At 56.5% G+C, this 20315-nt stretch carries 18 protein-coding genes; 8 read left to right on the top strand and 10 right to left on the bottom strand.

The window, feature by feature from the left end; all coding sequences use genetic code 11:
• Nucleotides 1-492: 492 nt before the first annotated feature.
• The 4 genes from MUG96_RS21765 to MUG96_RS21750 all read right to left on the bottom strand — a co-directional run bounded on the left by MUG96_RS21765 (nucleotide 493) and on the right by MUG96_RS21750 (nucleotide 4064).
• Nucleotides 493-1257 carry an ABC transporter permease gene (locus MUG96_RS21765; protein WP_246989770.1) on the bottom strand — a complete coding sequence of 255 codons (765 nt, stop codon included), beginning with the start codon at nucleotides 1255-1257 and terminating at the stop codon, nucleotides 493-495.
• A gap of 67 nt (nucleotides 1258-1324) precedes the next feature.
• Nucleotides 1325-2113: an ABC transporter ATP-binding protein gene (locus MUG96_RS21760; RefSeq protein ID WP_246989768.1), complete on the bottom strand. Its 789-nt coding sequence runs from the start codon at nucleotides 2111-2113 to the stop codon at nucleotides 1325-1327.
• A 2-nt stretch (nucleotides 2114-2115) separates the two neighbouring features.
• Nucleotides 2116-2940: an ABC transporter permease gene (locus MUG96_RS21755; RefSeq protein WP_246989766.1), complete on the bottom strand. Its 825-nt coding sequence runs from the start codon at nucleotides 2938-2940 to the stop codon at nucleotides 2116-2118.
• 320 nt (nucleotides 2941-3260) lie between these two features.
• Nucleotides 3261-4064, bottom strand: coding sequence for an N-acyl homoserine lactonase family protein (locus MUG96_RS21750; RefSeq protein ID WP_246989765.1), 804 nt, complete (start codon nucleotides 4062-4064; stop codon nucleotides 3261-3263).
• 110 nt (nucleotides 4065-4174) lie between these two features.
• Here MUG96_RS21750 and MUG96_RS21745 point away from each other — a divergent pair, with 110 nt between their 5' ends.
• Complete coding sequence (locus MUG96_RS21745) at nucleotides 4175-5869, top strand: AMP-binding protein (protein ID WP_246989764.1); 1695 nt, start codon at nucleotides 4175-4177, stop codon at nucleotides 5867-5869.
• A gap of 212 nt (nucleotides 5870-6081) precedes the next feature.
• Nucleotides 6082-6561 (top strand): pyridoxamine 5'-phosphate oxidase family protein, encoded by a 480-nt coding sequence (locus MUG96_RS21740; RefSeq protein WP_246989763.1) that lies wholly within the window; start codon nucleotides 6082-6084, stop codon nucleotides 6559-6561.
• 121 nt (nucleotides 6562-6682) lie between these two features.
• On the opposite strand, the gene MUG96_RS21735 is transcribed toward MUG96_RS21740, so the two are convergent.
• The 3 genes from MUG96_RS21735 to MUG96_RS21725 form a co-directional block, all read right to left on the bottom strand.
• Entirely contained in the window at nucleotides 6683-8851 is a 2169-nt protein-coding gene (locus MUG96_RS21735; protein ID WP_246989762.1) for a hydantoinase B/oxoprolinase family protein, read from the bottom strand.
• A gap of 4 nt (nucleotides 8852-8855) precedes the next feature.
• A complete protein-coding gene (locus tag MUG96_RS21730; RefSeq protein ID WP_246989761.1) occupies nucleotides 8856-10952 on the bottom strand; it encodes a hydantoinase/oxoprolinase family protein in 2097 nt (698 codons plus the stop codon).
• Between the two features lie 240 nt (nucleotides 10953-11192).
• Entirely contained in the window at nucleotides 11193-11978 is a 786-nt protein-coding gene (locus MUG96_RS21725; RefSeq protein WP_246989760.1) for an SDR family NAD(P)-dependent oxidoreductase, read from the bottom strand.
• A gap of 266 nt (nucleotides 11979-12244) precedes the next feature.
• On the opposite strand from MUG96_RS21725, the gene MUG96_RS21720 reads away from it, so the two are divergent.
• Together MUG96_RS21720 and MUG96_RS21715 are read left to right on the top strand one after the other, a co-directional pair.
• Nucleotides 12245-12721: an FAS1-like dehydratase domain-containing protein gene (locus MUG96_RS21720; protein WP_246989758.1), complete on the top strand. Its 477-nt coding sequence runs from the start codon at nucleotides 12245-12247 to the stop codon at nucleotides 12719-12721.
• Nucleotides 12718-13134, top strand: coding sequence for a MaoC family dehydratase (locus MUG96_RS21715; RefSeq protein WP_246989757.1), 417 nt, complete (start codon nucleotides 12718-12720; stop codon nucleotides 13132-13134). Before MUG96_RS21720 ends, MUG96_RS21715 begins: the two co-directional genes overlap by 4 nt.
• Before the next feature lie 19 nt (nucleotides 13135-13153).
• Here the strand turns inward: MUG96_RS21715 and MUG96_RS21710 are convergent, their stop codons facing one another.
• Nucleotides 13154-13933 (bottom strand): enoyl-CoA hydratase-related protein, encoded by a 780-nt coding sequence (locus MUG96_RS21710; RefSeq protein WP_246989755.1) that lies wholly within the window; start codon nucleotides 13931-13933, stop codon nucleotides 13154-13156.
• 159 nt (nucleotides 13934-14092) lie between these two features.
• Between MUG96_RS21710 and MUG96_RS21705 the strand changes: the two genes are divergently transcribed.
• Nucleotides 14093-14920 carry an enoyl-CoA hydratase/isomerase family protein gene (locus MUG96_RS21705; RefSeq protein WP_246989754.1) on the top strand — a complete coding sequence of 276 codons (828 nt, stop codon included), beginning with the start codon at nucleotides 14093-14095 and terminating at the stop codon, nucleotides 14918-14920.
• Nucleotides 14921-14927: 7 nt separating this feature from the next.
• Here MUG96_RS21705 and MUG96_RS21700 read toward each other — a convergent pair whose 3' ends face one another.
• Entirely contained in the window at nucleotides 14928-15704 is a 777-nt protein-coding gene (locus MUG96_RS21700; protein ID WP_246989752.1) for an SDR family NAD(P)-dependent oxidoreductase, read from the bottom strand.
• Between the two features lie 251 nt (nucleotides 15705-15955).
• Between MUG96_RS21700 and MUG96_RS21695 the strand changes: the two genes are divergently transcribed.
• On the top strand, nucleotides 15956-17044 hold the full coding sequence (locus MUG96_RS21695) for a substrate-binding domain-containing protein (protein ID WP_246989751.1): 1089 nt from the start codon (nucleotides 15956-15958) through the stop codon (nucleotides 17042-17044).
• 352 nt (nucleotides 17045-17396) lie between these two features.
• On the opposite strand, the gene MUG96_RS21690 is transcribed toward MUG96_RS21695, so the two are convergent.
• Nucleotides 17397-18155 (bottom strand): IclR family transcriptional regulator, encoded by a 759-nt coding sequence (locus MUG96_RS21690; protein ID WP_246989749.1) that lies wholly within the window; start codon nucleotides 18153-18155, stop codon nucleotides 17397-17399.
• A gap of 672 nt (nucleotides 18156-18827) precedes the next feature.
• On the opposite strand from MUG96_RS21690, the gene MUG96_RS21685 reads away from it, so the two are divergent.
• Nucleotides 18828-19589 carry an IclR family transcriptional regulator gene (locus MUG96_RS21685; protein WP_246989747.1) on the top strand — a complete coding sequence of 254 codons (762 nt, stop codon included), beginning with the start codon at nucleotides 18828-18830 and terminating at the stop codon, nucleotides 19587-19589.
• Nucleotides 19590-19751: 162 nt separating this feature from the next.
• Nucleotides 19752-20306, top strand: a complete 555-nt coding sequence (locus MUG96_RS21680; protein WP_246989745.1) for a 3-hydroxyacyl-CoA dehydrogenase family protein — start codon at nucleotides 19752-19754, stop codon at nucleotides 20304-20306.
• The last annotated feature ends 9 nt before the right edge of the window (nucleotides 20307-20315 follow it).

The following is a 20315-nucleotide window of genomic DNA, read 5'->3' as shown; positions in this document are numbered from 1 at the left end:
AGTTTAGCCCTCTACTCCGGAGAATTCGACCGCGGGCCATGAGCTGCGGCGTAAAAATACGCGGCTCACGCACCAACAGTGGAGATACTCCCTTTGATCGATGCAGACCACGGGATAATCCAATCCCCGCCACCTTCCCAGCCCAGCGGTAAACGCTTTAGAACCGATTTGACAGCCAAGATCGCTGGAACGTGGTTGTGACGACCCACTTTTGATCCTTTGAACAACCGCCGACAGCTCGAGAGAGAGTGGATGACATCGCTTTCCCCGTCCGGATATTTCTGAAAAGCGCCGGCGTCTACGCAGGCGTGACGATCTTGTTCTCCACGAGTGGCCCCAGACTGGCGGGCCGAAATACTATAATAAATATTATTGCTTTCGATTGCTGTAATATACTATATGTTTTCTGACTGCATAACTGTATCATCGATGTTAAGTCGAGATCGATCTATGAGAGGTGTTCCGTGTGAAGCAGACCGAATCCAACCGTGGCTACCTGCCACCGCCGAGCTGGGTGAAGTCGGCGTCCTGGCGATAGTCGAAGACTCGCCGTTCGAGCGGCTTGAACAGACAGTATTCGAGCAAGAGGATGATGAACATGAATATGAACGCCCACGCCCACGTCTGCTCGAATCTGAACAGTTCGTACGTGCCGATGATCTTCTGCCCGACGCCGTTGTCGGCCGCGAACATTTCTGCGACAGTGACAATCTTCCAGGAAATAGCGAGACCGAACCGGGAAGCGCTGAACAAACTCGGGGCCGTATCGCGCACGATTACTCGAAGCAGGGTTCGTTTTGTCGACACCCCGTAGGAGGAACTCATCTCGACCAGTTCGGAATCGATGCTTTCGACGCCTTTCCACACGTTCACCGCGATGTACGGGAACGTGATAACGACAGTCGAAGCGAGAATCGCCAGCTCACCGTACCCGAACATAAGCGTCGTCATCGCGGCGGCGGCGACGGCAGGGACGGAAAACCAGATGAGGACGTGCGGGATGAGGAACCGCCGACCGATGCTGCTCGTCCCCATTAATACACCGACTGCGCCACCGATCAGGAACGATCCGCCGAATGCCAGCACTGTTCGGCGTAGCGTGGCGCCGACGTGGAAGAGGACCCGATCCGTCCGGAACAGATCGACCGCGGCGGAAATGACCTGTTGAGGATAGGGCAGCAGGTTCTCGGGGAACGTGAACGCGATCAGATACCACAGTACGACCCCGCCTCCGACGCCGATCGCACGGTATACCAAGGTGTTTCGAGGGATGGAAAATCCCTGCCAGCCGGCAGCAGTTCCCCGGATATATTTTAGCAACATACTACTCCTGTATCTCCTCGAACTTCGCTACGGCCTCTTGGCGGAAGGACGCGAACTCGTTACTTGTAACATCACGTGGCCGAGAGAGAGGAACCGAAAGATCACAATAAATCTCCCCGCCGCCCATCATCAGGATACGGTCCGACAACTGGATCGCTTCGGTGATGTCGTGTGTCACAAACACCACGGTTTTCTGGAGTTCACGCCATATTTCGATGATTTCGTCTCGCATGTTCTTTGCCGTGAGTTCGTCGAGATTGCTGAACGGTTCGTCCATCAACAGGATGTCCGGTGAGATACTGAGAGCCCTGGCGATGCCAACTCGCTGTTGTTGCCCACCGGACAGTTCGGTCGGGTACTTGTCGTAGTGTTCCGATAGCCCTACCAGATCGAGTAACTCCTGGGCCGTCTCGTCGGTATACGCATCGTTGTTCTCGTTTACGAGTTCGATATTGTCTTTGCACGATTCCCACGGTAGCAGCCGCGGCTCCTGGAATACCTGACCGATCTCGGCCGATTCTGCCTGCTCGCCCCCCTGTTCGAAGTAGATGCTCCCCGATGTGGCCGAGACGGTGCCGTTCATTATGCTCAAAAGCGTTGATTTGCCACTGCCCGATCGCCCGATCACACTCGTAAAGCTCCCCGCCTCGATGGAGGCCGAAAGGTCCTCGAAGACGAGTTCCTCTCCGCGAGGTGTGTCGTAGACCTTGGTCAAATCGTCTATGTGAATCGCGGCCGTTTCGCTCGTACGTCGCGTTCCGTCACCGCGCGTGAATTTGTCCGTGCTCATAGTCATGACCAGCCCACTGTCGTTTCTTGTCTCCAGGCGAACATTCGCTTCTCGAGTTGTCGGAATATCCCATACTCTATCAGCATCACCAATACGGTGAAAAGCAACGTCCACACGATCACACCGGTCAAGTCCAACGCGTCCATGTTGCGTCGGATGACGTACCCGACACCGGAGGTTGCGACGATCAGTTCCGCCAGCGTCGTTATCTTCCAGCAAATCGCGAAGGCGTACCGAGCGCCGGCGAACCACTCGGGCATAACCCCTCTGACAATGATCCGCACGATAACCCGGCGCCGGGAAACGTTGAACGAATCCGCCATTTCGATCAGATCGTTGTCAATATCTTTGACACCTTCGTAGATACCCTGCGTCACGAACGGGAACGAAATGACGGCTCCCGCCACCACGGGCGTTACGTCGCTCAAACCGAATGCCATCGCCGCGAAGACGGCTGCAAACAGCGATGGCAACGCCAGTCCAACAGTGATGTAGTCCTGCAGGACCACCCTCCAGAACTTGCTCACGCCCATTGCGATGCCCAGAATAGTTCCGATGAAGATTGTGAACAGAAACCCATAGACGACGCGACGGGTTGTGTCGAACACGTGGACGACCCAATCACCACTGTTGACCAGTGCGTACGTCTCCGCTGCCACCAGCGCCGGCGACGAGATCGCCTCCGTCAGATTGAACACGTTCGAAGAAACCGCCCAGGCCACGACCAGGGCCGACAGCGAGCTTACGAAGATTATAATGTCCTTTTGTGGTATTTTTGGAATTATAGATGAAAATCCACCACCTTTATTGGACTCTTTACTCGCCATGAAGATTATTTTCTCCGGGCATTCTTGATTTCCTAAAGTTCATTTTTCGTGCTATTTGGACTGATGTGTGTCCAGTAGTATATAGTTTTGGTACACGACAACATCCACCGGTCGAGTGGAACAGTTTTATCCCGATAATATGTCGGACTGATAGAAGAAATCACAGACAGCGGCCACTTGGAACGACCTCCCAGACACTGCGGCTGGAACCGACACCCTGTGGTACGTGGCAGACGTGAAAAAGTAATTTTTCTAACAGTACGACGACGCGACACGCTCACGATTTGGCCGATTCGGGTGGGCATGCCACCCCCTCTCGTTCAGGACCACCCATCGCCGACGGCTTCGATCTGGTCCGTATCGTGACCGAAGACGACTTCGGCATCGGTCCTGCGTTCGAGGTCGTGAATCCGACGAAGGCTATCAAACCATGACCGCCGGTCCCAAATCAATCCCGGCCCCATCGGTTGCATGCGCTCGTAGTTATCTGCCGAGTCAGCGAGGTCGCTGGTGAAAATCAGTGTCCCAGCGTCCTCGAGTTCCACCCTGAGTCCGAGGAGGCCAGGGGTGTGCCCGGGCAGGTGAAGGAACTCGATATCCTCGAACGGTGCCACGTTATCGCGGTAGATAACATTCCAGTTGAGGTCGTGATCGAAGTCATCGAGTACGTACCCGGCGTTGCCTTCACCGGTCTTCGCGCTGAAGTATGCGTATTTCAGTTCCGCTTCATGAACGAAGATCGGCGTGTCCGTGCCGTCGAAAAACTCGAGTCCGCCTGCGTGATCCATGTGCAGGTGACTCTGGATGACGTAGTCGATCTCCCCGATGTCGTAGCCTGCCTCGGCGAGGTCGTCGTCCAGTCTGTGTTGATGTGCGTCGATCGCTGGAAATGCGTCGTACAATCCCCCCGGCCAGTGTCCGTCACCGGCCTCGGGATGGCAGCCGGTATCCCACAGGATCGTTCCATCGGGATGGTCAATTACTAAGTTATAGACCGCAGCATCGACCAGTTCCAGATCGGGATTCGGATCGGACTGCGTTGCGATCGTCGACGCCTCGGCGTGGAAGTTTCGGTCCATCCGCACGGTTCCTCGGGGGATTACGTCTATGGTAGCATCTACCATCGATTCAAACACGTGCCGCAATCGACATCATAGTTTCGCAGCACGAACACCGACGGTCCTGAGGGGGGGAACACGGATGGTTTTATCATACTCCCCAATCAAGGACGTATATGCAGAAAGAGGTAGAAGGACTGCAAGGAACGACAGCAGATGCGCCGCTAAATACCAGGATTTTCCTGAAAAACGCCGCTCGAGCACACGGTGATACCGAGGTAATCACAGACACGCCCGATGGGGTCGATCGGGTCACGTATCGCCAGATGTGGAATAGAACGAAACGAATTGCGAATCTCGCGGACGACCTTGGAATCAGTCCGGGTGACGTCGTCGGACTGTATGGACACTCGACGCGGCGGTACTACGAATTGGTATACGCGATCAGTAACGTCGGGGCGACTCCCTGTACGATGAACTACGAACTCCCGATGGATCACCAGCGGTTCTGCATCGAACACATCGAGAGTCACGCGCCGCTGGATGTCATTTTCGTCTCGGCCGATCTCCTCCCGTCGCTAGAATCGGCCCTCGGGGATCCGGCGGCGTACAGGATCATCGTCGTCGATCGTGCGGGCGACGATCATGAGACGGAACTCGACAACGTTGCTTATCTGGATGACCTCCTCGAACAGGTGGAGTCGGAGTACGACTGGCCGGAGGTCGACGAGCGGACTGCTGCGATTTTGGCCTGGACCTCCGGAACGACAGGGCGCCCGAAGATGATCGCCCACGATCACAGACACGTGGTGCTCACTGCGCTGGGCCACGTCGCGTCGAACGGCCTGGGACCACAGGATTCCTTGTTGATGGTCCCGCCCAGCTACCACTACGGGTGGCTCTTCTGGGCGATCGCACCAGCTGCAGGTGCAAAGCTCGTGATTCCAGGTGTCGAGTACCCGGACAACCTGACGGACCTCATCGTCTCGGAAACAGTGTCATTCACCGAAGGCGTTGCCACGTTGTTCAAGCGAATCGCGGATACGATAGAGGATCGTCGCTCGGCCGGAACGGACATCGACCTCGACCAACTCCACGTCAAGTTTGCTGGACAGAAACCGTCGAAGGATCTGATGCAGACGCTCGAAGGACTTGGTGCGACCACATCACAGATGTACGGTGCAACCGAGTCGGGATCACAATTCACCAGCAACCTGCAACACCAGCTCCGAAACGCCGAGGCAAAAATGGATCCGGAGGAACTTCTCGAGTACAAGAACTCGGTCGCCGGCTACCCCGTCCCCGGCGTCGACATCAAACTCCGCGATCCGGAGAACGGCGAGGCGGTTCCCTGGGACGGCGAAACCGTCGGTGAAATCTGTTTCAAATCCCCCTGGAGTACCGACAGGTACTGGAAGATGCCCGAGAAGTCGGCCGAAGCGAAAACTGAAGACGGATACATGAAAACGGGTGACCTCGCAACCATCGACGACCGGGCGAATATCCGTGTACAGGATCGGCTCAAGGATGCGATCAAAAGCGGAGGTGAGTGGATCCCAACGCCAATCCTGGAGAACTGTCTAACCGATCACCCGGAAATCGACGATGCGGTAGTGGTCGCCGCGAAACACGAGGAGTGGAACGAGCGACCCATCGTTATAGTAACACTTGACGAGGGCGGCGCGCCCGACGACCTCGAAGGGCGACTGCGCGAACACCTCACCGAGTACGTCGACCAGGGTGAAATCAAAGAGTGGTGGATGCCGGAAGAGGTCATAATCGAAGACCAAATCCCCACCTCGCTAGCCGGTAAGTATAACAAAAAAACCCTGAAAAATAAATACAGTGATATATTAATCGACCAAGAATAAATTCACCTGGGATTGGACGAGGCTCAGATTGACGTCGCTAGCACGCGCCAGGCGTGCGAAGAGATGAAACTGACACTGTTTGGAGTCACGGGGGCGTGCCGGACACTTTCTAAAGACAGCTAGTCGTATCCGACAGACGTTTCGCCCCGGCTTAATGAAAAAGGATATCGACACCCCATACAATTAATTATCGCGGCATTCTGAGAACATATATGGAGACTGTTCCAGCAGATGTTGAAAAGTTGATTCAAGGTCGGCCCCTAATTGCAAATCTTTCGACTTCGGTCGATGATCGGCCCCACGTGGTCCCGCTCTGGTACCGGTACTTCGACGGCAAGATCCAGTTTACAACCTCGGGCAAGAAACTCAAGAACGCACGGCAGAACCCTCAGGTCGCCGTGGCAATCGAACGGAGTGTTGATGGCATTCCTCTCTGGATGGTCCTGCTTCGTGGGCGAGCACGAATACTCGATGACGAAGAAGAGATTAAAACTGTCACCCGGAAAATATACAGCAAATACATGGGAGCAGATGATGATGAGTGGGCTGATTTCTACCAGCAAAAAGCAACGAGCCCCGATGACGACAGGATTATCGAGGTCGACGTGTCGTCGGTCGTCAAACACCACTCACCGGGTGTCGACCCAGACGGATTCATCGACCGGCAAATGATGTTCGACCACAGGGACTGACTCGTTTCAGAGGTAGTTTGGTCCGGAGCGCAATTGGTGACGTGACACCCCTGTGGCCGTGGCAGTCCCTCAGCAGATGGCGTAATCGAACCCCAAATAAGTGGCTGGCTCGAGTGGCGGGCTACAGCACCGTGTTCAGGAGCGGTGGATCGTCCCGATCGGCAACCTCAGTGTCCAGGAGCGTTCCACACTCGGGACAGACGAACTCCCGGAGACAGTAGTTGTCCGGGGTGTCCCGGTGGCGGCCAGCAGCGGAGACCGGGGATTCAGAGACGACAACGGACTCCTTCCAGTTGTCCTCGACGGATGCGAAGGTCGTCTCGCAATTCCGGCAGGCTGCGTATTTATCGCCACTGGTCTCGTCAGCGACGACGGTGACGTATTCCCCGATCAGGAACCCCGTCGGTTCCGTGTCTGCGGAGGCGATCGGTTGCTCATAGCTGTCAGCATCCTCCAACCGCTCCGAATACAGTCGGTCCCGGGTGTCGTCGACGGAGCCATCGAAGTTCCCTTCCTTAGTTACGGGAACGCCGTAGACCGTTCGAGCCGTTTCGACGTCGATCTTCCCCTCTTTTACATCCGCGGCGACGTCGTCGGCATCCCGTTCCAGTGGATCGCCGTATCCACCGCTTCCACCGAACCGGATGCGGAACATGTCGTCAACCGCGAGATCGAACACTCCCCACCGCGCGTCTTCACGCTCCACGGAGTCCGGGTCGGTGTCCGGGGGCGAAAAGGTCGACAGATACTCCTGGAGGTCGATGTCCCGGAAGATCGAGTAATCGACAGTCCCGCCGGGGTAACCGCCGAAAATGCCGAGTGGCTGTGGGACTTCGATGCCGCGTCCAAACGTGACGAGGTCGATCTCGTCGAAGGAGTCAGGATCGACTGGGACCACGGCATACTCGTGGCCGACACCGCCCCGGTACTTCCCGGCCCCACCCGAATCCTCGACCGAGCGGCGATACAGATAGATCAACGGAATCTCGCTCTCGTGTCGCTCGACGTTGCCCCAGCGTGTTACGACGTTGGCAGTCTCACCGCCGATATCGACGCCGTCATCGAAGGACCTGGCCCCGCCGGCACCAGCCATAGTGTCCGTCAACTGCTTGACCATGGTTTGGTCGCCGGTCCGGTCTTGGAGCATGATCTGACAGTGTGTCCCGTGCCAGATTGCCGTCGACCGCTCCTTGGACTCGTCGGTCGAACCGAGTAATTTCGAGCAGAGCAGCGTCGAAAGGTTGTTACAGACGTGAATCGAATGTGTCGTCGCTAGCGAGATTGGAGCTGGCCGCTCGGCGTTTACGATCGTCCCTTCGGGCGCTTCGACGTCGACCACGTTGATCACCCCGTCGTTCCACGTGATATCGTGACACATCAGCGGAAACAGTGGTGCGAAGACGCCCCCCTCTGCCGCCCAGTATGCACAGTTGAGGCCATACTCGCTTTGCCCACTCGTTCCCTCGAAGTCGAACGTGAGCGAGTCGCCCTCCTTCGTGAGCGTCAGTTTGATCTTGTAGGTCTTGTCCTCGACAGGCGAGTCCATGTACTGCCTCGCCTCCCACTGACCGTCCGGGAGCTCTCTCAACCGTTGTTTCAGTTTCTCCTCCGACTGATCGATCAAAGCCTCGCTGACGGTTTCGACTTTCTCTGTCCCGTACTCCTCGAACAAGTCGCACATTCGCTCCTCGGCGACGTTGTTCGCGGCGACCTGAGATCGCATGTCGAGTTCCACGATATCCGGGTCCCGACTCATATTCAGGAACGTATCGAGCACGTCCTGACGCACATCGCCGTCCTCGACGAATTTGATTCCGGGCGTCTGGAACCCCTCGTGGTAAACCGACGTCGAGTGTGGGGAAAAGCCACCCGGGTCGACGGCACCGATATCGATGACGTGAACAAACGTGGCAGACCAGGCACGGAGTTCGCCCTCGTAGAACACCGGACTAATGATATACGCGTCCGGAGCGTGGAGAGCCGCAGTGTATGGGTCGTTTAATAGGAACATATCGCCCTCGTTGATGTTCCCTTCGAACTTCTCCATGATGTGTTTCGTGGCCTGAGAGGCGCCGGTGTAAGCGTGGTGATACCCGAAGCCACCGGTTAGCAGACCTCCGTCTTTGGTGTAGAGCGCCGAAATGAGGTCGTGGCCTTCGGTCGTGTTCGGCGCGCCGGATGTGCGTTTCAGCGCAGTCACGGCCTCGTCGGTCACCTGGAACAGACGGTGTTTGATTATCTGGAACGTTACTGGGTCGATTCCGCCGGTCGTGTCTTGCAGTTCTGTCATGGTATTAACTCTCGATTTTGATCCGGATGTTCCGATACGCGTCCATCTCGGCCCGGTCTTCCGGTGTGACGACGATGCTGGTAACTGGCGTCAGTATGATCCCCGGGCCGTCGATAACGTTGCCGGGTTGCAGCGCCTCGAAGTCGTAGATCGGGGTCTCGGTAAACCCGTTCGTACTCTCGAAGTACACGTCGTTCGTGTCGACCTGTGCAGCGCTAGCGCTCGAGTCAACGAGGTCGTGTTCGTACGGTTCCGGCGTCGACAGTGGGCCGATCGCCCGGACGTGGAAGTCCGTCATCTCGATGCCGCTCGACCTGTACACTGACCCTTCGCCATACCGTCGCTGATAGAGGGTCTCGAAGCGATCGACGACCGTCTCGAGATCGCTCTCGTCGAGCGGTCCCTCGGTTTCGATCTGTGTCTGTACCTCATGCACCTGGCGCTGGTAGCGCATGCTGATCGAGCGGTCGAGGACGACCTCTTCGGGCTGGAACCCCTCCTCGGCGAGTTTCTCACGGGCAGTCTCCTCTAGCGACTCGAAACTGCTGTTGATCTGGTCCAGGTCGAACGGTGGTTCCAACTGGTTCGCCTCGGTGTACTCGTGTGTCACATCCGTCGAGAGCAACCCGAGTGCACTATTGACCGATGCAGTGTAGGGGACCAACACCTCCGGGATGTCGAGTTCCCTCGCGTACGAGGCCGCATGCATGCCCGCTGCACCACCGATCGCGACGAGCGTGAATTCCCGCGGATCGATCCCCTTCTCGATGGTGATCTCGTGGAGGAGATCCGCGATCATGGAGTTGATGAGCTTGTAGATGTCGGCCGCCGCTTTGACCGGCTCTTTGCCCATCGGTTCGGCGATCTTTTCTTCGAACACCTCGAAGGCGAGGTCCGGATCCATCTCTTTTTTGCCACCCAGGAAGTAATCCGGCGAAAAATACCCCTGAATCAGGTCCACGTCGGTGACCGTCGGCTGCATCCCGCCACGGCCGTAACAGACCGGTCCGGGTTCCGATCCGGCACTCTGTGGACCCACTGTGGGGATGTTCGTCCCTTCCTCGAACGAGATGATGCTGCCCCCGGCAACAGCGATCGAGTGGATATCCCGTTTCGGGAACTGGTAGTGAAGTCGCCCGACGAGCGGTTCGTCGGCGTACTCCAGTCGATTGTTGTTGATCACACCGGTCTTGAACGTCGTTCCGCCCATGTCTGTCGAAATGATATTTTCGACACCCATCTTGTTCGAGACGAAACGGCTCCCCAACAGCCCACCGACGGGCCCAGATTCGATCAGTCCGACGGGCTGTTCAGTCGCGGATTCCTTCGAGACGACCCCGCCGTGAGAAAGCATCAGCAACATCGTCCCGTCGAAACCGAGTTCGGTGAGTTCCGCTTGGAGACTGTCGAGGTACTGTTCCGTCGTTGGCCCGATGTAGGAGTTGATCGTCGTTGTAGACGTCCGTTCGTATTCGCCCATCGTCGGCGAGATCTCACTCGAGATCGACACGTACAGCTCCGGATACTCTTCTTCGATGATCCGTTTGACCGCCAGTTCGTGTTCGTCAGAGTGCGAGGACCACAGGAAACAGCATGCGATCGCGTCCAGGTCGTCGGCAAAGGAGTCGAGAGCGTCGATCACCTCGTCCTCGTCCAGCGGTTTGATAATCTTGTCCCTGAACGCTCGCTCGCTGATTCCCTCGATTCGATCCATTGGCACCAGTGGTTCGGGGCGGTCGGTGTGGATCAGGTCTTTGGCCTCGTCCGAGGAGAGGCCGGCCCAGCGACCGTACGCGCCGCGGGTCGAGCTCAGAGTCTCCTCGAATCCCTTCGTAGTGATCAGTCCAGTCTTTGCCCCGTCGCGCTCGAACAGTGTGTTCTCACCGACTGTCGTGGCATGAAAGAACAGCGATGTCTCCTGAATGAGTTCCTCGACACCGATGTCCAACTCCGCAGTTGCATCGGCAAGCGAATTGAATATTCCGTCCGAGAAGTCCGGGTACGTCGACAAGTCCTTGCCTACGTAAATCTGGCCGTCGTCGTCGAGTACGACCGAATCGGTACACGTCCCTCCGATATCGGTGCCTATCTTGTATGACACTGTTGTCTCAACTCACTCCACTCTAACTTTTCCACCTATATATAATTTAGGTGGCTGAATGTTTTCCTAAATGGGGTAATAGAATCTAATACACTAACTTCCGTTGGTGAGAAGTAGATATTTGTGCTGAAGCGCCGTCAAAATCAGGGTCCGAGCAGCACCGTATCTCGTCTGCTCTTGTGTCCTGCAAGGGCAACACGGGAAACGGCCGATAAGCCTCAGCGTCTGCCGGTCGGTAACTCAATGATAATCCATATACGCCGATAGTCCCCCGTTCACGTCGATGACTTCGCCAGTGATCCACTCGGCCTCATCACTCGCGAGCATGAGGACGACGGCGGCGACCTCGTCCAGTTCACCAGCCCTTTTCTTAGGTGTTTTCTCTACGAGAAACTCGATGAATTCGCGGGTCTCATCGTCCAGTTCAGTAAAATAGTTGTCTTCCTTCGCCAGAACACCGGGACGAATGGCATTCGCATTGATGTTATCGTCCGCGTGTTCGATAGCAAAGTATCTCGTCAGCTGTTCCATCGCTGACTTGGCGCTGTCAAGCAGGCCGTTGTACGGCATGTAACTCATCGCACCTGAAACAGAGATGATTCGCCCACCCGAGTCCATGAGATCGATCGCACGCTGTGTCGCGAGGATGAATCCGTTCACGGAGAGGCCGAAGGTGAGCGAGATGTCTTTCATCGTGACCTCGCTGAGCGGCTTGAACCGGGTGACGGCGGCGTTATGAACGAATACATCGACGGCGTCAAACTCCCGTTCGACTTCTTCGAACAAATCGTCGATATCGTCGGGGTCAGTCATGTCCGCCTGGACCGCACGTCCCGTTGCCGGTGAGCTAGCCTCTTCGACCCTCGCCACTGTCTCTGCTGCGGCCTCTCGGTTGGTTCTGTAGTTTACAACGACCGTCCCGCCATGATTCGCAAAGGCCTCCGCCGTTGCACGACCGAGTCCCCTGCTGGCTCCGGATATTACGATAACCTCGTCAACGAACTGTCCACTGTTGCTTTCGAACACGCTTCCAGAGAAGCAACGCTGACTCATAAATGTTCTAGCCTCTGTGGAAGAATATTTGTCGAATAGAAATTCTGGCCCGAGAGCGACATCGAAACGTCAGCGAGAGGACCCCACAGACACGGAATCAACAACGGCCGACAGCAACTGAAGAGCACACTGTCCGGCGCATTCCCCGTCGCGAGAGCACATGCGGACACCTGGACACACAGTGGCAAGTCCCGTCGGCAGGGCGGGTATTTATATAACATCACAATGAAATACGGAATGTGGCGACACAAATACAAGATATTGAAGGGGAAAAGCTCCCAGACGGCGAATTCCACGTCGAGCGCTGGATGGCGTTTTTGTGGGCGGATGCGACTGACAACGACGACGACGTGTTCAGATACAAAGACGTGGCCATGGAACGGACGGAGGCGGGTTCGCAACTCGTCCCACCGGAGTACGCGATCAATATCGCCTGGGCAGGATGTGTGAATCCAGTTGAGGCCGAACCACTCGATATCGACATCGGTGAGGACACCACATTTCACGTCTCGCAGTCCTTCGAGTTCCACCAGCTCTTGGAAGTCGGTGAAACATACGAGGTGCAGGGCACGATCGAAACCGTCGAACAAAAAACGGGCGACGCGCTGGGGGAGTTCCACCTCGCTACGATCGAATACGAGGCCGTCGACGCCAGCGGACAGCCGGCGTTCAGTACCACGTCGAAGCTGATTTTCAAGCGAGGTGACGACGGATGACCCTCCGTGACGTGGCTGTCGGCGACGAACTAACGCCGATGAACTTCACCGTTAGGGCACGTAATATCAAGATGATGGCCGCAATCATGCAGGATTCGACGCCGCTACACTTCGATCGTCGGTACGTGGAATCACAGGGTCACTCTGGATTGGTAAACGAAGGGCCAGCGAACATATCGTACGTGACGCAGTTCGTTCTCGAACAGCTCGAGTCGCCAGTGGATCTGCTGTCACTGGAAACGCAACTGGAGGCGGTCGTCACCGAAGGCGATACCCTAACCGCTACCGGGACTGTCGAGGACAAACGGACGGTCAGCGGGCGTCGGGTAGCCGACCTGGACCTGACACTGGACACGGAAGAAGGCGAGGTCGCGCTGAGCGGCACGGCAACTGTCCGGCTCGCGGACGAGTGACCCCACGGTTCACGTCGCGTCACTGTCCCTCGAACTCCGGAGTACGGTCTTCCTCGAACGCGGCCAGTCCTTCGGAGTGGTCGTCGCTCTCGTAAGCCTCCTGCCGGAGACCGAACACCCACTCTTGCTCCGCCGGCGAGAGGGTCGACTGATCGAGGAACGCCCGGATGATCTTTTTCATACCAACGAGCGAGCGGGGCGCGTTCGAAGCGATGCTACCCGCCAGTTCGTAGGCCCTCGCCTCGAGTTCTGTGGGCGGGACGACGTCGTTAACCAGCCCCATCTCCGACGCACGGTCGGCATCCACTGGATCGGCAGTGTATAGGAGTTCGCTCGCATCGCTCGGGCCGAGCACGTGGAGGAAGCGTTGGATCCCCCGGGCGGGGTAGAGAATGCCGAGTTTAGCTGGCGGAAGGCCGAATGATGCCTCAGTGCTCGCCACCTGGAGATCGCACGTCAGCGCGAGTTCGACACCGCCACCCCAGGTGGCACCGTCAATCATGGCAACGACGGGGAAGTCGAATGACCGGAGCCGTCGCACGAACCGATCGAAGATCGCCTCCGTTTCGTCCGGGTCTGACCCCTCGCCAAACACTGATAGATCAAAGCCAGCAGAAAAACTGTCCGAGTCCGCACCGCTCCGCACGACAACGACTCTCGTGTCATCTTCAGCCGCCTCGTCGAGGGCAGCCACGAAAGCGTCTAACATCGCAGGCGAGAGAGCGTTCCGTTTCGCCGGGTTGCTGAAGGTGATTGTTCGGATGCGGTCCTCTGTTTCGGTCGACACAGTGCCGTCCATGCAGGGACCTGACGCTGCTCCTGAATAAAACTGTCCGGAGACACGAGGAGTCAGCCGGTCTCGACTGTGGCCATGCACAGCGGGTCAACGTACCCAGTGGCGGGCGCTTGTGGTAGTATGGCAAAGTATTATGTCGTCACCGGCAGGAATGCACAGTGCATGGCGACCGACTCGGATTACTCGACGCTCCAGACGTATTGCAACGAAACGACCGCGGAAGTGTTTCATATCGACCTCGACAGGCCGGAGGACAACAACGTCATCACGACCGAACTCCTCTCGGAACTCGGTCATGCAATCGAATCTGCTGACGCCGACGACGACATCGACGCAATAGTTCTCGGAACGAGTAGCGAGAACTTCTGTGCAGGCGGCAGTCTACAAGAACTCGGAACGCTGGACCGCGAGGGAGGTAATCGATTCCTGAATCGCTACATAGACACGGTGAATCTGCTGCGTGAGACCGGGAAACCGACCCTGGCCGCGGTCAAGGGCAACTGTGTCGCTGGCGGCAACGAACTCGTGATGGGCGTGGACATAATCGTGGCCGGCGAGTCAGCACGGTTCGGTCAGCCTGAAGTACGGGTCGGTTCGACGGCAGCCGGCGGCGGCGTCCAGATGTTGCCACTCGTCGTTGGCCAGCGGCGCGCGAAAGATCTGTTGTTGACCGGCCGCCTCCTGTCAGCACAGGAAGCGGAGGAGTGGGGATTGATCAACCGGGTCGTCGACGACGGGACGGTCGACGAGCGCGCGGTCGAGATCGCCAAGGAGATCATCACCCAACACAGTCCGCAGGCCTACCGCGTTATCAAGGCAATGCTCAAACGGTGGAATAACCTCGCACTGACGAATCGAGAGGTCGAGCGCGAACTGACAGCAGCGGTCTGGGAGTCCGAAGAGTTCAGCGACCGTGCAGACGCGTTTATGGGCGGCGAAGATCTCGAATCGCGTTCGTTTTCGGGAACGCTCGACAAAGACGAAGAATAGACCGCCTTTAGAGGGCGGCGAAGCCGCCGTCGACGTTGAGTACTTCGCCAGTTACCCACTCCGTCCCTGGTCCGGCGAAGGTGACGATGCTTTCCGCGACAGCGGATGGCGGGACAGCGTCTCCCTTCGGTGTGCGTCTCTTCAGGTCGTCCATGGCGTCTTTGGTTTCTTCGGATATGGATGCGTAGTAGTTCTCCTTGTCGAGGATGCCCGGATTGATTGCATTCACCATGATCCCGTTGTCCGCTTGTTCGACAGCCAGATACCGAACCAGACACTCAAGTGAGGCCTTGGCACTCCCGAGCAGGCCGTGCAGCGGCATGTACGTATGTGAATCATTCGCGGAGACCGCGATGATACGGCCGTCCTCGTCCATACGGTCGATAGCGTGTTGGGCCGCTAGCAGGAACCCTGTGACGCACAAATCGTACGTGAGCGAGACGTCTTTAGCCGTTACTTCCGTGAGTGGCTTGAATGCCGTCACTGCTGCGTTATGAACGAAGACGTCGACAGTACCGTACGCCTCGTCAACGCGCTCGAACAGTTCGACAATCGCCTCGGGATCCGAGACGTCAGCCTGGACGGCGATCGCTTCCGCATCATCGTGGGCAGCTTCGACGACTTCGACAGCCTCTTTTGCTGCTTCGGTGTTGCTGCGGTAGTTTACGACGACGCGTGCACCGCGAGTCCCAAATGCCTCGGCAGTGGCGCGCCCGAGGCCACGACTCGCACCAGTGATTACGACTACCTCTCCTTGCAGGTCGGTCGGGTGACTCGATGTCATCGTTATACTATGTTTGTGACCAACTATTTAGTGTTTCCCGACGCCAGGATCCCAGACCCAGAGTCCGACGGAGACACGAGAGATGCTGCTTCGGGCCGATGCTGTTGACTCTGGGGAGACTCAATCGAGTCCACTTCCGGACTACAACCGGAGCAACTTGCCAGTAGCCCCATATCGCGCTCACACTCCATACTTCAGCAGTGTTCACAAATTTGGGAAAAGCTTATTAATTCTTGAACTCATTTCCAAGTGTGTTCGACAAACAAACTGTTTCGCGTAGAAGAGCTATAAAATCACTAGGTGTAGCCGGTGCAGTCGGACTGGCGGGATGTTCGGGTGGCGGCGGAAACAGCGAGGTCGTGCTGACACATTTCGGCAACAATGTCGGGGCAATTATCTGGCCGTACATCAACCAGCGAACGAACATTCTGGAGAACGCCATCCCGGACGACGCCAATTTAAGAATCCAGGGGACATTCGACGGGACCAGCCTGTTCCTGTCCGGGAACTCGGACATCGCCGCCGACCTCACGACGATCGGAGCGGCCCGAGCGGCGGACGAACAAGACCTCGACCTCTCGGTAGTTGGTCGATCACAGTCCGGATGGTTCGGGTTGGTCGCACAAGCGCAGAGTGAGTACCTACCGAGTAACACTGGCGGCGCGGTAGAGACGTTCGAGAAGCTCTACGATGATCAGGCACCGATCGGGAACTTTTCGTGGGCGATCAGCGGCGTTCCCTCAATACAGGTGCTCACGGCTGGCGAGCTGGATCTGAGTTTCTCCGAGGGCGGGGATTTCAACATCGATATGGTCGATTTCGCCGCGATCCCGGGCCTCGTCAACGACGGAGAGCTCGTTACCGGAGTACAATCGCCCTCACACGGCGGTGGAAACCTCTTTTACCAGGAGGAGTTGGACTACCTGTTCACTCCAAACGAGTATTTCGCTGCGAACGACCTCGGTCGTCCGGCTATCGAGAATATGGTCGTACGCGACTCGTTCCTCGAAGAAAACGAAGCGCTGCTTCAGGGAATACTCGACGCGTTCGACGAAGGTGCCGAGTGGTTCATGACGGACGCTGCCGACGAGGTTCCGGGGGACGACGAATTCATGCAGGCCTTTGGAACCGAAGATGAGGCGGTAGCAGAGTACATCATGAAATTCCACCAGGGTGACGATGTCCATGGGCAACTCGATGTTGATATTCCAAACGTGTACCAAGAACACCGGATGTCAGAAGATCACATCGCGGAGGTCACAAAATTCGTCAATGAAGCGGCGGCCGTCGGCGAGGCTCCGGAGAACTGGCAGGATCTGGTCACTCTCGTCGCGATGTAGCAGTGGAGTCGTCTCCATAGCCGATGAACAATACCGGCACCGCTCCGATGATTACACGACTGGCGAAAGTCGATGGGTCTGTTAGAAGTTTCCCGTCCACTTCACCGGGATGACTTGCCGGTATGACGGTCGGCACACCGCTGGCAATACACAGGAATGGCAATCTCTGCGGCCGATTTCAGCGATGGGCTGCCGGCTCGGATCATATTCCAATCGTATCGGACAGTAGTCCGATAATGTCGGACCCATCCGGAACCGTGCTTGGGTGGAGCGAATGTGCTGTATTGCTCGGTTTACCGGTTAATTCTCCATATGCACGCACTGGGGGGTGGGTTTCACAGCCAACGAGCAGTTATCTGTACGACATATTGAGTTCGATCATGCTCGCACTGCTTTTGACTTTTGCACCGTATTCCTCGAGGTGTTGATTTTGAAGCCGCCCGGACGGACCAGCGACGCTCACAGCGCCCATGATGCGACCGTCGCCGTCACTGACAGGTGCTGCGACCGCGTGAAGACCGTGGACTCTCTCCTCTCTATCGTACGCGACTCCAGAGTCACGTATATCGTCGAGAGTCTTAAACAACGTATCCCTGTCCGTTATCGTGTTCGTCGTTTTCGCCGTGAGTCCGTGCTCATCGATGATCTCGTCCACACGCTCGTCGGAGAACCCACTCAGCATCGCCTTCCCGACAGCGGTCGTATGGAGATCGATAGTGTAGCCGTCATAGCTCTCGAGACTGGCTGCATTCTCACCCTTCAACCGCCACAGGAATATCCCTTGACCGCGTTCGTGCACCGCTATCGAAGCGACTTCGCCGGTATCATCGGCCAGCTGTCGGACTTCGGACTTCCCCCGAGTGTAGAGTGTGTACTGATTTCTGGCCTTCTCACCGAGAGCCAAGAACAGGGGTGAGAGTCGATACGAACCGTTCTCATTCACTAGGTAGCCGACCTGCTCGAGCGTCGTGAGGTGACTGTGTACTGTACTTTCCGGTAACGATGTTTCCTTGGCTAGCTCGCTTACACCTGCCTGCCCCTTGTTTTTGATCAGGTCGATGATCACGAACGTCTTTTCGACGGTCGAGAGTGGTTTGGTTTGTTGTGACATGCCTAGGCATTGGCGATGCCTGTATATGTATCCAACGATATGGGATATATCTTCGAGGTTCAGAATGCCTTCCGCGATAAATGTGGATGTATAGGCAATAATAATCGGCTTAGCGCAATGATTCCGTTTGACGTTCTGAAAACCCATCCAATATATTCGGACGTATCAGCGAGCCATATGACGCGTTGAATAACACGCATATGGATGTTATTTTTCTCTGCAATCCACTCTCCGATATAACCGGACAGCTATCCTCTATTATTTCCGACTAAATCATTACAATCCAGTCGCTTCGTACCCTCCAATCACTCTCTTATTGTCGGGAAAGCGTCGAATCACCTCTCTCAGTGGATTTTCTGTATAACGCTCTTTCAGGGCTATGTGAAGGTTCGAGAACTGACCACGGTTCATTACTGCCAGCCACCTTTCGTGCCGGTATATTCGGACGCACTCCGGTGCATCCAGCGGACGGTACGATCCATTCACGAAGCTCCTGTTCCTTGGATTGCCCGGAGAGTCGGGTTAGCGCGTATTACAGGGTTAGAATCCGAATACGGCTTCGTTGTTCTTTTGCGGTCAGCGACTGCCCGTGAATGATATCCATGTTATTTGGAACCGCCATGCGTCCGAGATAACCGGACAACTTATGATACGGGCGAAGTGATACCATCTATGGGAAAATCCGACCCGCCACTTCGGACGGTCGCACGGGCGTTCGAGATTGTCGAGGTTCTGTGGGAGACGGACGGGGTGGGTTCGGCGGAACTGTCGGAGCGCCTCGATATCCCGAAGAGTACGGCACACGATTATCTCCGAACGCTGGAGGACACGGGTTACGCCGTTCGCAGAGACAACAAATACCAGCTCGGGTTCCAGTTTCTGAGTGTCGGTGGGCGGCTCAGGAACCAGAATCGGTTTTTCCAGGCCGCACGCTCAGAGGTGAGACGCCTCGCTATCGAAACCGGTGAATTGCCGAATATCGGCGTTGAGGAGAACGGTGAGGGTGTACTCCTCCATGCAGTTCGCGGAGATAAATCACTTGAATTGGGGCTGTATCCTGGGATGCGAATTCCCCTCCACTCCAACGGCGCAGGAAAGGCCCTGTTCGCTCACCTCCCCGAGGAAGAGATTGCCGAGATGCTGGAGCGAGGTGAATTCGAGCAGATGACGGAGCATACGATCACCGATCCGGATGAACTGGCTGAGGAGTTAGAGGCTGTGAGGGAACGCGGGTATGCGGTTGCCCGAGATGAGCAGGTCCTGGGAATGGCGACTGTTTCTGTGCCGATCCACGTCGACGAATCTCTCGTCGGGGTTTTGTCTATTTCCACACCCACTGGTCGTCTCGAGGACGAAGCGTACGAGACAGACCTGGTTCAGCAACTCCAAGAGGCAGCCAATACCATCATGGTCGGATACCAGTACGGTCCGTGAGTCGCGATACGGATCGAGGTCCTTCTGCGATGGTCCGGGCGTTTGACGAACCGTCGTCAGCCGTGTCTGGTCCCACGTATCGCGTCGCAACTCCTTGCAAAACGAATGGCCGTTTCAGCGGACCGGAAACGGTTTGAGGGCTGGTAAGGATATTCTTCCCGTATGACAGATCGTGCTATCGGAGTCGTCGGTGCTGGGACCATGGGGTTGAGTATCGCGCAACTCGTTGCACAGAGCGGGTCCGAAGTCGTCATCCGTGATATCGACGAGGATATTCTCAATGGTGCGTCTTCGGAAATTGAGACCGGACTCCACGAGGCGGCAGAACGCGGCTACCTCGAAGATGCTGATTCAGTGTTCGACCGCGTGCACACGACGACAGACCTCGACACGTTGGCTGCGGAGGCGAACTTCGTCATCGAAGCAGCAACGGAGGACATTGACGTCAAACAGGCTATCTTCGAGGAGTTAGACGACTCTTTTGACGACGATGTGGTGCTCGGAACCAACACGTCAGCATTGTCGATCACGGAGATTGCGAGTGCGGTCGACAATCCCGAACGGGTTGTCGGGATCCACTTCTTTAACCCACCGACAAAGATGGAACTCGTCGAACTCATTTCAGGCTACAAGACGGACGATGGGATGCTTGAGGAGGCTCGACAGTTCGTCACCGAGATCGGCGGTGGTGCAGAAGTCCTCACAAGGAAGCGGTAGGACGAATCT

The organism is Halorientalis marina, from assembly GCF_023028345.1.
In the GTDB taxonomy this organism is placed as follows: domain Archaea; phylum Halobacteriota; class Halobacteria; order Halobacteriales; family Haloarculaceae; genus Halorientalis; species Halorientalis marina.
Note: the sequence above shows the minus strand (reverse complement) of the source record. Positions and strands in the feature narration are given on the sequence as shown.